The sequence below is a fragment of the Pseudomonas sp. BP11-1-1 genome (assembly GCF_052112105.1).
In the GTDB taxonomy this organism is placed as follows: Bacteria; Pseudomonadota; Gammaproteobacteria; order Pseudomonadales; family Pseudomonadaceae; genus Aquipseudomonas; species Aquipseudomonas alvandae.
Genome location: NZ_JAUTYU010000006.1, coordinates 325,236 through 339,438, shown reverse-complemented (window position 1 = coordinate 339,438; position 14,203 = coordinate 325,236). Strand labels below are relative to the sequence as shown.

The following is a 14,203-nucleotide window of genomic DNA, read 5'->3' as shown; positions in this document are numbered from 1 at the left end:
GGGTGGCAGGGGGGTGTTTATCAGTGCGGATGAGCAGGCCAAGGCCAAGGGGGAACAGCTGGATATGACGGCCGCCATTGAACAGTTGGAAAGCGCGCTCTCCCTGGCGCGCTCCTTGGCCGAAGCGGCCCGTAGCGCTCAAGCAACGCCAAGCGACATCGACAGCCAGCAACGCCTGAACCAGGCATTCAACGGATTGAAGCAGCCTGGCGTACTGCTGCACGCCCCAAGCGGGATCGGCATGGTCAGCCCCGAAGCCGTATGCCTGGCCTCCGGCGCCGAGAGCGTTGGCATCATCGCTGCGCACAACGCTGATATCGGCGCAGGCCACAATATCACCGCCACCGCGCAGGGCGGCATCAGCGTAGTGGCCAAAGAAGCCGGCCTACAACTCAAGGCTGCCGAAGGGAAGGTCGAGCTACATGCTCTAGGCAACGATCTTCATGCCTTGGCGAAGACCGACGTGAAGATCGAAAGCGTTCAAGGGCGCGTGGAAATCAGTGCTCCACAGGAGTTAGTGCTCAATTGTGGTGGCGCCTACATCCGCCTGAAAGACGGTGACATCGAAGTGGGTGCGCCGGGCAATATCTATTTGAAGGCCACCCATGTGGAAAAAACCAAAGGGGCCAGCCTGAACACACCCGCATCCCCTTTACCAGCCGGTTATGCCGCCGGCTATACGCTCAAAGACCACGCCCAGGCAGCGATGCCGTTTGCCCGCTATCGCGTTACGACCCAACAGGGGGATGTGTTCAATGGAGTAACGGACAGGGATGGGCGGACCATGAGTGTCAATACCTTGGTGCCGGGGGATTTGCGGGTTGAATTGCCTGAGGCAGTTTATGACGAACAACTTCGCTTGATCGGTCCTAACGGTGACTTGGCAAGCAATCTCAGATATTCGGTCACCTTGGTGGATGGCAGCACCGTGGAAGGCGTGACGGATGAACAGGGCTACACGGGGCGCCTCGTAACCGAAAAACCCATACAGGTCACTCAGCTGAAGCTCTTTCCTCCTGAAAAAATGGAATCTTTCTGCTGCGCGGCACTTAACGCCCAGACGTCACTGGACATTGATTTGAGGCCCTTGGACGTTTCTACCAACGACACGAATGTCGGTACTTCCACCCGAAACATCCCGCTGCCTGAAGGCAAAAAACGAGCGCTGACTGCGGGCGAGATCGCCATGGCTAGAACCGTATTCAAGGATGCAATCAACTATACGAAAGTCAAAGTACATCACGGTGGGTGGTGGTTGTTTCTGGGATTCCAGAATACGGCTGTTACACCCAATGGGGAGATGTACTACCCAGCAAGTACCGAGTACTACAGGGACGATTTCTCCAATACGATAGACGGCGAGTACAAGGCTTTGTTCATGCATGAGATGACTCATGTTTGGCAGCATCAACTTGGCTATCCTGTGAAACATAAAGGTATGTCGGTGAGTAGTCGCGGGGCAGAGGCGTACAAGTATATTTTGAGTGCCGGCGGGGTTTTTTCTGATTACAACATGGAGCAGCAGGGGGAGATTGTTTCCGACTATTACATGATTTGCATTATGAGGGATGCCCGTGCTGTGTGGAATAAGCGGAACTCTACACAGAGTCCTAGTCTTCTCGCCTCAACAGTAGCGGGGCTTCTAGCAGCCCCTGCCAACAAGGCTAATCTTCCCAATAAGGCGTAGAACATATGAAGTACGCAGTATTTTATCTGTTTGGTGTTTCTCTGACGCTTGGTGCTTCGGCTAACGCGACATCATTTGGGCGCAAGGCTAACGCCGATATTGCTACGATTGACAACAAGCCGGCCATCTGTTTGCCAAACAAGGAAAGTCCTGTATTCAGGTTGGGATGGGTATCCCTATCCGAGGGGGGCGTCAGAAATCCCGCATCCTGGGGGATCGCACTAAGAGAGGGTGCTCAGCCGACAGTACTGCATCCCGGCGACTGCGTTGTTTTTGGTACGGTTCCAGACGGCTATGAGAATGACGATCTAAAAGTAAAAGCTCGACCTTTGAAAGTTGAGATTAATAGGGTCTATATCTTTCGATTGACTGACGCTTACCGTCCAAGAGATACGTATGCAGTTATTTTTTCCATCGGTAGGGCCGCGGATGGAACCCTGGAATATCTTCAGTACGATCGAACCATTGAGCATGGCGAGCTGGTTCCACCTCGCCACGCTACTCAGGGCGCTAATGATAAATAGCCTTTGCCAATTTGCGGAGTGTTGATGATTCAGCGGTCTTCAATAAGATTTATCAGTATTCGCACTCGCCGGAATTTAAGTGCGACTGCCTTCAAGTGGCCGGTTTTGGCCAGGGTCATAGGATGGATAACAAGAACTATGAAAACACAATGGATTTATATTTTCTGGGGCGGGATGGATCTGCTGTATTTAGGCGGGTTCTGCTATCTGAGTATCTCTCAAGGGGATATTCCTTTTTTTAGCGATCTGCGCGCCTTTGTTTTGTTGGGTGAGGAACACGGCTTGGTTTCTGCAGTGCTTTTTATGTCATATCTGGCGCTGAACGTGTCGATCATTTTTTCCTTGCTTTTATTTTTTTTGGGAAGTGATTCGGTGCGATATGTCGTCTATGTGCAAGCGCCGCTTAGAATCCTGCTGGCGATGCCATCCTTAGTGTTTCTCCCCTTGGTCGTGAGTTTTGGCGATGTAATTTATGCTGAATCGCTGATTGTTTTGTTGTTGTTCTCTGAGGTATTGAAAGTTGGCTCCGTTCATTTTTACAGGGATGGCTTTATTTCTGTGAGCAAATGAACTGCTTTGGTTGGCTAGTTTGCGAATAGCGACATGGTTTTATCTGCGGTGGGTGGAGACCCATTCGCTACGTAAGGACACATTAATCATTAAGGAGCGATCGATATGAATGATACCCGGCACCGTACGGATACGCTTAATCCATTCAAAGTCATTACCGTGGGCAAACAGAAACAGCACTGGATCGAATTCCAGTTGCTGGACGAGCAAGGTGACCCCTTGGCGAATATGCCCTTCCGTGCGCAGAACGAGGCCACGCGTACGGCCTATGTTCCCGAATACGCTGGCATCAGCGATGCCGACGGGGTGATCCGTATTGACGGCTTGCACCCGCTGGCCATCACCTTGTTGCTGGAGGCCAATTCGCTGGCCGGGCAATTGCAAACCCGTCGTTTGCGCGCCGAACGGCCTGAGCCACACAGGCCTATAATTGGCGACCGTACCCCGCTGTACAGTCCGCAGCGTTCGGGTTTTTCTCCAATCGAACGACAGGCCATTGAGGCCGGGCATGGCTACCACTACCTGCGTATCGGCCAGTTGTGCGATCAGTTGCCCAATCTGTCCCCGCCATTGACCGACGCCAGTCAACCGCCAGCCTTTCATTTCCCGGACCGGACGTTCAGTGGTTTTACGGTCGACGATGAACAACTGGACCGCCGCCATGTGCTGGAGGTCTGTCCGCTCCGGGCCTGGTCGCTGGTGCTGCATCACCAGCCCCATTACAGCCTTGCCAACGCCTACAACCTGGGGCTGATGAGCATCTTGTCGTACAGCACATGGCCGGAGCAGGACCGAGGCTCCGTCAAGGAATTTTTCAACCAGCAATGCCTGGACCTGTCACGTACGCCGAGGATATGGGACGGGGGGCAGAATTGGCCTTGTCTGGTCAGCGATGTGCCTTTTGATGAGCGCTATACGATAGCCAAACCGTTGGACACCCGTCAGGCGCGTCCCCCGGAAGGAGATACGCAACTGTTCTACGCCATCAATGCAACCCAGGTGCTGGTGGCCTGGCGCGGCACAGAGATGGCCTACCCCTTTACCGACCTGGCGACAGACGTGACCTTTCGACCGGTCCAGCCAGAAGTTGCGGCCAACTGCGAACCCAAGGTGCCCTGTGCGGACCTGACGCCGGAAGGCAGCGTGCATCTGGGCTTTCGGGATGCTTATGAGGTTGCAAGAAGGATTTATTCCGATGATTTGGGCAAGACGATTCCTGGAGAGGCCTTCGACAGGAAGCTCTTCATTTGCGGCCATAGTCTTGGTGGCGCCCTCGGGCTGATTCATGCAGCCTCACTGCAAACGCACAATCCAGTGCTGTACACCTACGGCATGCCGCGCACCTTCACCCTTAAGGCTGTTCAAGGCCTGGGGAAATTGCAGCACTTCCGGCACGTCAACGACACCGACACTATTCCCAGCGCACCGCCCGAAGCGGCGCTGGATAATTACCTGTACGACTTGTACGGCCCGTTGGGCACCACCCTGGGATTTACCTGGTCGTTGCTCCAGCTAACAGCCAGCGCGGTGTTCAAGCATGGCGATCCTTTTTGTCACCACGGCGAAATCGCCATGTTCTTCAGGGCCGAGCAGCATGTGCAGGAACGTGGCTCGCAATACCCGGCCTATCGCAACAAGGACGGGCTCGGCGCGCCTTACTACACCACCATCGCTCGTCCCCTGCATGAAAAGGCCAAGTTCTACCTCGTACCCAGCCTGAGTCCTGAGGACGACCAACAGGCCAAGCAAGCGCAAAAAGGCCTGATCGGCACGCTGCGGCCGGGTGATCGGGCCCGTTATTTCCCACCCCAGGGCAACCCCAAGAAGGGCCGACTGAGTGGCCTCGGCAACCATTTCATGTCCGAGTATCAACCCTACCTGCATAACCACCTGCTGGAGTCGATCAACCCCGAGCGGGAGCCCTTGATGAAGGAGCAGCTTGAGCGACAACGCTTTGAGCAGCAGATGCACGAGCATTACAGCCGCATCCATGAACACGAGCGGGACCGTAATCGGGTCTTCCTGGGTTTGCAGGGTTTGCTGCCCCAGGCTTTGGGCACCACACGGGAGGTCGAGGGCGGTATCGAGGCGTTACAGCGCTTCGATGCCGTGGCCAACCCGAATACCTACTTTACGAAAACCTGGGGCTGAGTCCGTCGACACGACCAAGGAGTGGATCATGATCAAGAAAATACCCATCGCCATAGTGGCAATGGTCATCAGTCTCAGCGGCTGCGCGAAGGACTACAGCCTGGCGCCACCGGCGGACAGTGAAAAAGTGACGGTAACGGTGAAAGTGCCTAAGGATTTGACAGCGAGACCCATGCAGGTCATTTACCGTTCCACCATCTGTACGTTCACCGACCACACGGCAATGGGTAAGCCTTATCAACGTGACGAGTATCAGCGAACTGATATATGGCCTGTTCGCCAAGGACAGAGTGACCTCTATCGAGCCGAGCTGGCTATGGACGGTGGCGGCGCGTGCCAATGGCGCTTGAGCAACGTGACCTTCGGTGTCGCTTATGCCGATCCGGCTCGTTTTGGGGAGAGCGTGAACTTCGGCGGCGGCGGCGGCGTGGTGGTAATTTTCGACGACAACAACTCCCCACGCGGGGGAGCCGATTTCAAAGTGGAAGGAGACTTAACAATAAAAAAAGATTATTACCCGTGGGTAAGTGAGGCATTTCTCGGAGGGTATCGGAAACATATCAGTTTGCTGGGCGAGGGATATATCTATCTTATGTATCAGGCGTTGCAAGCTCGGAAAGTATATTTTGACCCCGTCCTGCACTCGAACTTCATGCTTCACTCAACTGAACCCAAGGAGAAAAAAGAAGGCAGCTACATTGCATTCACCTTCCCCGACGGAAGCGTTTGGGCCGATGGTCGCTTGGACTCGAAGTTTCAGAAGCTCCAAGCCATTCGCCTGGCTGCGGAGAACAAAAAATGAGATCAGTTCTCCCGTTTATATTTATCACTTCGTTCGCGAGCCTCAGCGGTTGCGCCAAGGACTACAGCCTGGCGCCACCGGCGGACAGCGAAAAAGTGACGGTAACGGTAAAACTGCCTAAGGAGCTGAAAACCGAAACCATGTGGGTGATGTATCGCTCGGCCACTTGTAAGCGCATCAGCTATGGCGCTAGCGGCCAACGTACCGAACGGGATGGTCATAACTCCGTTTATAAAGAATTCGAACGCCAGGGGCAGAGTGATATTTATCAAGTCGAGCTACCCAAAGATGGGGGCGGTGCATGCCAATGGCATCTGGCCAATGTCACCTTCGGTGTTGCTTATGCCGATCCCGCTCGCTTTGGTGAAAACGTAATTCCTGGAGGAGGCGGTGGAGTTGTGGTGATCCTCGACCACAACAACTCTCCACGAGGAGGAGCTGACTTCAAAATAGATGGAGACTTAACGATACAAAAAGATTATTACCCATGGGTGAGCGAGGCATTTCTGGGGGGATATAAAAAACACATTAGCCTATTAGGTGAGGGGCATTTATATCTTAAATATCAGGCACTGCAAGCTCAGAAAATATATTTCGAACCCGTCCTGCACACCGACTTCATGCTGCATTCAACTGAGCCCAAGGAGAAAAAAGAGGGCAACTACATTGCATTCACCTTCCCCGATGGAAGTGTTTGGGCCGATGGTCGTCTGGACTCGAAGTTCCAGAAGCTCCAAGCCATTCGCCTGGCTGCGGAGAACAAAGAATGAAGCCACTTGTTCCCGTTCTGCTTGAAGCAAACCTAACAGTCATTAACCAACCTTAAGAACAGGAGTTCTGAACATGTCACAGGGATTTGTTTTGCTGGGTGATAAAACCACTCACAACGGAGAAGTCATCTCGGCCTCTTCCACGATGATTATCAGAGGCAGACCTGTAGCGCTGGTCGGCGATAAGGTCCGCTGTCCGATACCGGGGCATGGGGTCAATCCCATCGTCGAAGGCTGCGGGGAATGGTCCGAGAATGGTCGCGAAATGGTGGTCAACGGTTGCCGCAGCGAGTGTGGTTGCCAGTTGATTTCCAGCGCTTCCGATTGCGCGGTGGGCTGAGCCATGAGTTGGGATCGTCAGGCACCCGAAGTGGTGGAGGCCCCGGCGCCTATCGTGCTGGGTCGCTGGGTATTGGCGGCAGGCGCGGCAGTGCTGGCGTCTGTTTTGTTGTTCTTGTTGCATACCGCCGGACACATGCCGGTATTACAGGAACTGAATATCTGGGCATTTTCCGGTTCGCCGTTGCTGGCTTGGGCATTGATGTTCAGCGCTCGCGCCTATGCCTACGGTGGCGCGCTGAGCCATCACCAGTTCCTGCAAGCGGAGGCGCAAGATGCGCAACACGCTTGGCAGGACTGGGCGCATCGCTATCTGGCGGTCCAGGCCAGCTGTGTGCTGTTGCCAGATCGCGTCTCCGCCAGTGTGGTCGTTCAAGACGGAATCAATCTGCCGCCTCGAACGGGACAGGCTCGGCGCGTTACCGAGCTCCCGCAGCAGCCAAAACGCGCGCCCGCCGGACTGTCATTGCTGTTGTCGGCCCTGGAGCCGGTCGTACGCGTTTTGCCGGCAAGACAACCGTTGCGGGTCACTCTGCTAAGCGATGTCGAGCCCGAGGAATACGCCGTGTTGCGCGATACGTGGCATCAAATCTGGGCCACCGACATGGGGTTGCCGCCGCCAGAGTCGGTCACCGTATCAGCTGAATTGTCATACCGGTGGATCGACGAGACGCTGAGGACAGGCAGTACCGCCGTTGAGTTGATCCTGGTGCTGCAACTACAAGGCGAATCGGCGTACTCGGACGGCTTGGCTGCCTTGCTGTTGTGCCCGGATAAGTCGGCGCTCGCGTGGGAGCTGCCGGTAATCGGTGGTTTGTTGCGCCCCATGCCGCTGGATATCAAGCACTTGCCCCACGAATTATCGATATTCCTGCAAACCCAAACCAACGCTCGCCAAGCGACCGGCTTATTGGCCGATAGCGCCGACTGGCAATCATTGATGGGCCAAGCCTTCGCCGCCGGCGGTGCTCTGGACGCTTCGCTCGAAGTAGGGCAGCAGTGGGTTCAGGAGCGCCTGTGTGGGGTGACAGGACCGTTCAGTCATTGGCTGACGGCAGCGCTGGGCGTGGAGATGTCCAGGCATCAACAATGCCCTTTGTTGCTCTTGGCCGAAGATGAATCAGGGCATTGGATCAGCACCGTGACGACCGGAGAGATCGCATGAGAACCTTCACTAACTTATGGCTCCGCACGGGTGCGGCGGTATGGCTCGTCACCCTGACGGCACTCTTGGGATGGGCTATCTGGTCGTACGGCGATCGGGTGGGCTTGGTGGAAGATGCCCAGAAGCTGTTGGCTTTGTTGTTAATCATGACCATGGCCGTAATGGGGTATCAGGCACCTCTTTTGTTGATCTATCTCAAGCGGCAGTTCCACCGTGAGCACGAACTGGCGGGAAAAGCACGCCCTGACGCGGATGCGAGTTTGGTGCTGCCACGCCGATCAGGTTCTGAACACTTGGAGCTCCACGAAACCCTCCACCACCAATACGGCCCCCTCTGGCGCCACAAAGTCCGTCTCCTGCTCATCGTCGGCGAACCCACCGAGATCACCGCCATCGCCCCGCAGCTGGCGGATAAGAAGTGGCTCGAAGGCCAGCGCACCGTGCTGTTGTGGGGCGGCAGCCTCCAAGAGAGTCTGGAAAATCCTGTGCTCGACCCATGGCTCAACCTCCGCCGTTGGTGCCCCTTGGACGGGGTCGTCTGGGCGCTGACCCCAGAGCAAAGCGCCGATGCAGTGGCGCTGGCCAAGGGCATGCGCCATTTGCAGGGGCTGGCCCGTCGAATGCGGCGGCAGGTGCCGTTGCATCTCTGGCAGGTGTGCGAAAGCACCTGGTCCCAGGAGGGGCGCGAGCGTCAGCCGGTGGGGTGTCTGCTGCCGGCCAAGGTCACCCCAGCGATGCTGGAAGAATGCCTACAGGAGTTGATCGAGCCTTTGCGTCACCAGGGCATCGTGCAAATGAAGCTCAAGAAGCAACTGCACCACGATTTTCTGCTGCGCCTGTCGCGGGATTTGCAGGCCGATGGCATTGCCCGTTGGCGCCAGGCGCTCGTGCCGTCGTTGAGTGGGTTCAATCCGGGGGTGAGGCTGCGTGGGCTGTGGTTCAGCCAGGCGCTGCGCGAGATCAGGAACGCTGACGGCGAGCATTTCTGGTGGCCGGATCCGGTGTGGCAGGGCGTGCAGCACGACAAGGCGGTTGGCGCGCGGCTGGGCTGGGGGGCGCCGCGGGTCGTTTATGCGTTGTTCCTGGGTTTGGCCGTGGTGTGGGGCGTGGGAATGGCGCTGTCCTTTGTCGGCAATCGGGCGCAGATCGTTCAGGTGCAGGCGGTGTTGGCGGGGCTGGACGCGTCGTCGCGGGCCGATGAGCAATTGCTCGCCTTCAACGAGCTGGTCCACGTGCTGGCGCGCCTGGATCACCGTGCTGTGGCCGGTGCGCCATGGCATCTGCGCTTTGGCTTGAACCGCAATCCCGTCCTGCTTGAAACGCTCTGGCCGCGTTACGTCGAGGCCAATAATCGCCTGGTGCGCGACCCGGCGGCGGCGCGGTTGCGCGAGCAACTGGAGGCGTTGGTCAAGTTGGCGCCGGGCAGTGCCGAGCGCGTCGAGCGCTCGGCGGTTGCCTATGATCAGCTCAAGGCGTACCTGATGATGGCGCGACCGGAAAAAGCCGAGGCGGACCTCCTGGTCAAGACGCTCGCCCATGCCGAACCCACCCGGGAAGAGGTTGCCCCCGCGCTCTGGCGAACGCTGGCGCCCGGCTTCTGGCAGTTCTACGCCGAGCAGTTGGCCGCGCACCCCGACTGGCGCATCGAGGCCGACCCTCGGCTGGTGGCGCAGGTACGCCAGGCCTTGCTCGATCAGTTGGGCCAGCGCAACGCCGAGGCCAGCCTGTACCAACAGGTGCTGGATGACGTCGGCCAGCATTATTCGGCCTTGGGCCTGGCGCAGATGGTCGGCGACACCGAGGCCGCCGGGCTGTTTTCCAGCAAGGCCAGCGTGCCGGGGGTGTTCACGCGCCAGGCCTGGGAGGGTCAGGTGCGCCAGGCCATCGACGACATCGCCCAGGCGCGGCGTGAGGAAATCGATTGGGTGCTCAGCGACAGACCCGGCGAGGTCGATCCCCGGTTGACGCCGGACGAGCTGAAGACGCGCCTGACTGAACGCTATTTCCAGGATTACGCCAGCGCCTGGCTGGGGTTTCTCAACAGCCTGCGCGCCCGCCAACCGAAAAACCTGGACGGGGTGATCGAGCAACTGACGCTGATGAGCGATGTGCGTCAGTCGCCGCTGATTGCGTTGATCAATACCCTGGCTTACCAGGGGCAGGCCGGCAGCCGCGCGCCGGCCTTGGGCGACTCGCTGATGAAGTCCGCGCACAAGCTGATCGGGCCGGACAAGGCGCCGGTGATCGATCAATTCGTGGATCTGCCCGGTGGACCGCTGGACGCTACCTTCGGACCGTTGTTGACGCTGCTGGGCAAGGGCGCCGAAGACCGAAACGCCAGCGACCATCTGAGCCTCCAGGCCTACCTCACCCAAGTGACCCGCGTGCGCCTGAAGCTGCAACAGATCAGCACCGCCACCGACCCCATGGAAATGACCCAGGCGCTGGCGCAGACGGTGTTCCAGGGCCGCGGCATCGACCTGACCGACACCCAGTCCTACGGCCGATTGATGGCCGCCAGCCTCGGCGCGCAATGGGCCGGCGTTGGCGAGACGCTGTTCGTCCAGCCGCTGGAACAGGCCTGGCAGCGGGTGCTGCAACCGTCGACGGCGGGCCTCAACAGCCAGTGGCAGCGCTCGATCGTCGAGCACTGGAACGCGGCCTTCGCCGGGCGCTATCCGTTCGCCGCGACGGCCAGCGATGCTTCGCTGCCGATGCTGGGGCAGATGATCCGCGCCGACACGGGGCGCATCGAGCGCTTCCTGCACAGCCAGTTGAGCGGCGTGCTGCGCAAGGAAGGCAACCGCTGGGTGGCCGATCCGCGTCATGGTCGCGGCTTGCGGGTCAATCCGCAGTTCCTGACGGCAATCAACCAACTCGGCGACCTGGCCGACGTGCTCTTCACCGACGGCGGCCTGGGCCTGAGTTTCGAGCTGAGCGGCAAAGGCGTGCGCGATGTGGTGCAGACCACCTTCATCCTCAACGGTGAAAAACACGAGTACTTCAACCAGAAGGAACGCTGGCAGCGCTTCGGCTGGCCGGGGCGCAGCGACTATCCCGGGGTCAGCCTGACCTGGACCAGCGTGCACACCGGCGAGCGGTTGTTCGCCGACTACGCCGGCACCTGGGGGCTGATCCGCTTGCTGGAACAGGCCAAATTTACGCCGCTGGACGATGGCGACAGCCGCTACCGCATGGTGCTCAAGGCCCCCGATGGCCTGGGCCTGACCTGGCACCTGCGCACCGAACTCGATGCCGGGCCGATGACGCTGCTGAAGTTGCGCGGGTTCAAGTTGCCGGGGCGGATATTCCTGGAGGGACGCGAGGCGGCGGACGGGTAGGCGCGCGAGAGGAAAATGAGTCTGCTTGGATTGATCGTTGGAGGGATCCATTGGCGCCTGGCTCTCCGTCGCGCTGAAGCGACAGGAGAAATACCGCTCGGCTTCAAACAAAAAGGATAGGTAATGCACAAGATCAAAACTTATTTACAGAAACATGGGCACGCTCCTTTCATATTTGGCGAAGGGCGCATCAGTGGCTACATCGGTGCCGCCTTGGGATTGTTGAGCTTGCTCGCAGTGTTTTGCTTCCTGCTGCCGGAGTGGCTGACGACCAGTGAATTGCGCGAGGTTTACGACGAGCAATTCGCCCGGTCGCTGTTGCTGCTCGGGTTGATCCTGTCGTTCAGCTTGGGCACGTTGAATATAATGCTCAACGGCCATAAGCGCTTGGGTGTTACGGCTATTGTCGCTTCCGGTCTGGCCATGGTCCTCGGTGGGACTGACATACAGGTCGATGCCATCGGTAAGACACCTTACTCCTTGGGGCTGGATTGGTTCGTACTGGCGCTCCTGATATCTGCGGCGGTATTTATCCCGCTGGAAAAGTTGTATGCCAAGGATCCGGAGCAGAACATCCTGCGTCCCCATTGGCGCACGGACCTGGGCTATTTTTTCGTCAGCCATATGCTGGTGCAATTCATCCTGATTTTCATCACGGCTTCCTCAAACTTCATGGCGGGATGGGCGGTTTCCCCGAACCTTCAGGAGAGCGTCCAGAGCCTGCCTGTGGTCGTGCAGTTTTTTCTCGCGGTATTGGTGGCTGATCTGGGGCAGTACTGGCTGCATCGCCTCTACCACGTGGTGCCTTGGTTATGGCGAGTCCATGCTGTCCATCATTCAAGTACCGCGATGGATTGGCTGGCCGGTTCGCGGGTCCACTTCGTTGAAATTTTACTAACGCGCACAGGTGTACTGGTGCCGTTGATGTTGCTGGGTTTCGCTGCGCCTGCATTGAATGCCTATGTGGTCCTGGTTGGCATTCAAGCCGTACTGGCCCACGCGAATATGCGAGTCAACGCGGGCTGGCTGGAATTCATTCTTGTACTTCCCCGATATCATCACTGGCACCACGCCCGTCATGCGGACTACATCTATAAAAACTACGCGATTCACCTGCCGCTGATCGATATGGTGTTTGGAACGTTCAAGTTACCTGTGAAGGACTGGCCGGCCCGCTACGGTGTATTCGGCAAGCCGTTGCCAGACGGCATCGTGCGGCAGCATGGATACCCGTTCCGGAAGCCCGTGTCCGAGAGCTCCAAGCCATGAGCCTGCAAAGCTTGATCACCCGTTGCCTCGGAGAGCGCGACGCGGTGGCCGTTGCCCGTGAACAGGCCGCACGTTGGCAGCCCTGGTTGCAACCGATCAGCGAGGCGTCACCCGTCGGTGACGACCCTGGCTATGACGATGACTTCCAGCGCATGCGCGAAGAGGTCGACAAGTTGTCGGGTGCCGATGCCGAGCGAGTGGCCCAACTGGCTGAGAAGCTGCTGACCCGGACCTGCAAGGATCTGCGCGTGGTCACCTATTACGTGTGGGCGCGCTTGCATCGGGACGGTGAGGCGGGGCTGGCCGACGGTCTGTGCCTGCTGGCGGCTTTGGTGGAGCGGTTCGCCGACAGCGTACTGCCGGCGCGCGCCACCAGTCGCAAGGTGGCGCTGCAATGGCTGGCCGGCGCCAAGGTGCTGGACACCCTGTCGCTGTACCCCGAGGTGGTCAAGGCCGAGGCCGAGCGCACGGCCGCGGCGTTGGCCTGGCTGGAGCAGGGGCTGGAGGCTTGGCCGGAAGATCAACGTCCTTGCCTTGGCGCGCTACATGCCGCGCTGTCTGCCCGCCTGGCTCAATCCGGCGGCGTGGAGGCGGTGGTTCCGCAGAATGCGGCCAGCCAGGAATCGAATGCCCAGGCAGGCACGCCGACCGTTCCCGCGATCAAGTCCGGTCGGGATCTGTTGGACCACGGCCGGGCCTTGGCCGGTTATTTGCGCGATCAACCCCACGGCTGGCTGGCAGGCCATCGACTGATGAAAAGCCTGCGTTGGGACACGGTGCATCAGGCGCCGCCCGAGGACGCCGACGGCAATACGCGGTTGACGCCGCCGAGGGCGGATTATCGGGCGCAGCTCAAGCGTTTGTACCTGCAACAAGCTTGGCGGCAGATGCTCGATCAAGTGGAGCGGATCTATGCCGAGGGCGTGAACCATTTCTGGTTGGACTTGCAGTGGTACGCGTACCAGGCCTTGAGTAAACAACCCGCGCCACAGGATGGTTGGGCGGACGTCGTTCAGCGTGACTTGGGCATGTTCCTCGAGCGGTTGCCGGGGATCGAGCTGCTGCGCTGGAGTGACGGCACGCCCTTCGCCGATGAGGCAACCCGTGAATGGATCGCCCAACACATCAGCGGCAATGGCCCTGGGCAATGGCTGCCGGCTCCATCGTCGACGCATGGCATCGGCGATGCCGACATCTTGTCGTGGGAGGGTGAAGCCTTGGCGCAGGCCGACAGGGAAGGGGTCGAGCCCGCACTGGCCTGGCTGGCGGCGCGTCCGGACATTCAGGGTGGGCGGCAACGTTGGCTGTTGCGTCTGCTGATGGCGCGGGTCGCCGAACAGTTCGGCAAGACCGATCTGGCCATCCACCTGCTGGGGGAGCTGGACGCCGCCGTTCAACACCACGATCTGCGCGGGTGGGAGCCCGAGCTGTATTTCGAAGTCAAGGCTCGTCTGCTCAAGCTGCTGCGCCTCAAAGCCCAACGCAATGACACCGACAAACCCGCCCTGGCTCGACGCATGGAAACCTTGCTGGCGGCGCTCGTAGCCATCGATCCGGTACGTGCCGCCGTGCTGTGCGGCTGACG

The 14,203-nt window shown here is 58.7% G+C and carries 11 protein-coding genes; all 11 read left to right on the top strand.

Going from position 1 to position 14,203, the window contains the following annotated elements:
* A partial coding sequence (locus tag Q7C33_RS15730) for a DUF2345 domain-containing protein (RefSeq protein WP_407683745.1) occupies positions 1-1,687 on the top strand: 1,687 nt, incomplete at its 5' end.
* 5 nt (positions 1,688-1,692) lie between these two features.
* A complete protein-coding gene (locus Q7C33_RS15725; protein ID WP_407683744.1) occupies positions 1,693-2,211 on the top strand; it encodes a hypothetical protein in 519 nt (172 codons plus the stop codon).
* Positions 2,212-2,349: 138 nt separating this feature from the next.
* The gene (locus tag Q7C33_RS15720; RefSeq protein WP_407683743.1) at positions 2,350-2,781 is read left to right on the top strand and encodes a hypothetical protein; all 432 of its coding nucleotides are present in this window, start codon (positions 2,350-2,352) and stop codon (positions 2,779-2,781) included.
* A gap of 105 nt (positions 2,782-2,886) precedes the next feature.
* The gene (locus tag Q7C33_RS15715; protein WP_407683742.1) at positions 2,887-4,932 is read left to right on the top strand and encodes a lipase family protein; all 2,046 of its coding nucleotides are present in this window, start codon (positions 2,887-2,889) and stop codon (positions 4,930-4,932) included.
* Between the two features lie 28 nt (positions 4,933-4,960).
* Positions 4,961-5,734 carry a hypothetical protein gene (locus Q7C33_RS15710; RefSeq protein WP_334597536.1) on the top strand — a complete coding sequence of 258 codons (774 nt, stop codon included), beginning with the start codon at positions 4,961-4,963 and terminating at the stop codon, positions 5,732-5,734.
* A complete protein-coding gene (locus tag Q7C33_RS15705; RefSeq protein ID WP_407683741.1) occupies positions 5,731-6,504 on the top strand; it encodes a hypothetical protein in 774 nt (257 codons plus the stop codon). Before Q7C33_RS15710 ends, Q7C33_RS15705 begins: the two co-directional genes overlap by 4 nt.
* A gap of 73 nt (positions 6,505-6,577) precedes the next feature.
* Positions 6,578-6,844: a PAAR domain-containing protein gene (locus Q7C33_RS15700; protein ID WP_030142757.1), complete on the top strand. Its 267-nt coding sequence runs from the start codon at positions 6,578-6,580 to the stop codon at positions 6,842-6,844.
* A gap of 3 nt (positions 6,845-6,847) precedes the next feature.
* Positions 6,848-8,008, top strand: a complete 1,161-nt coding sequence (locus Q7C33_RS15695; protein ID WP_407683740.1) for a hypothetical protein — start codon at positions 6,848-6,850, stop codon at positions 8,006-8,008.
* Positions 8,005-11,349, top strand: coding sequence for an ImcF-related family protein (locus Q7C33_RS15690; RefSeq protein WP_407683739.1), 3,345 nt, complete (start codon positions 8,005-8,007; stop codon positions 11,347-11,349). Before Q7C33_RS15695 ends, Q7C33_RS15690 begins: the two co-directional genes overlap by 4 nt.
* Positions 11,350-11,472: 123 nt before the next feature.
* Positions 11,473-12,618: a sterol desaturase family protein gene (locus tag Q7C33_RS15685; protein ID WP_407683738.1), complete on the top strand. Its 1,146-nt coding sequence runs from the start codon at positions 11,473-11,475 to the stop codon at positions 12,616-12,618.
* Positions 12,615-14,201, top strand: a complete 1,587-nt coding sequence (gene tssA, locus Q7C33_RS15680; protein WP_407683737.1) for a type VI secretion system protein TssA — start codon at positions 12,615-12,617, stop codon at positions 14,199-14,201. The genes Q7C33_RS15685 and tssA overlap by 4 nt, the downstream gene beginning before the upstream one ends.
* Positions 14,202-14,203: the final 2 nt, after the last annotated feature.

Bases quoted from the DNA above. Each gene is read 5' to 3' on its own strand.
- Q7C33_RS15725 (WP_407683744.1), top strand. From the start codon at position 1,693: ATGAAGTACGCAGTATTTTATCTGTTTGGTGTTTCTCTGACGCTTGGT.
- Q7C33_RS15720 (WP_407683743.1), top strand. From the start codon at position 2,350: ATGAAAACACAATGGATTTATATTTTCTGGGGCGGGATGGATCTGCTG.
- Q7C33_RS15715 (WP_407683742.1), top strand. From the start codon at position 2,887: ATGAATGATACCCGGCACCGTACGGATACGCTTAATCCATTCAAAGTC.
- Q7C33_RS15710 (WP_334597536.1), top strand. From the start codon at position 4,961: ATGATCAAGAAAATACCCATCGCCATAGTGGCAATGGTCATCAGTCTC.
- Q7C33_RS15705 (WP_407683741.1), top strand. From the start codon at position 5,731: ATGAGATCAGTTCTCCCGTTTATATTTATCACTTCGTTCGCGAGCCTC.
- Q7C33_RS15700 (WP_030142757.1), top strand. From the start codon at position 6,578: ATGTCACAGGGATTTGTTTTGCTGGGTGATAAAACCACTCACAACGGA.
- Q7C33_RS15695 (WP_407683740.1), top strand. From the start codon at position 6,848: ATGAGTTGGGATCGTCAGGCACCCGAAGTGGTGGAGGCCCCGGCGCCT.
- Q7C33_RS15690 (WP_407683739.1), top strand. From the start codon at position 8,005: ATGAGAACCTTCACTAACTTATGGCTCCGCACGGGTGCGGCGGTATGG.
- Q7C33_RS15685 (WP_407683738.1), top strand. From the start codon at position 11,473: ATGCACAAGATCAAAACTTATTTACAGAAACATGGGCACGCTCCTTTC.
- tssA (WP_407683737.1), top strand. From the start codon at position 12,615: ATGAGCCTGCAAAGCTTGATCACCCGTTGCCTCGGAGAGCGCGACGCG.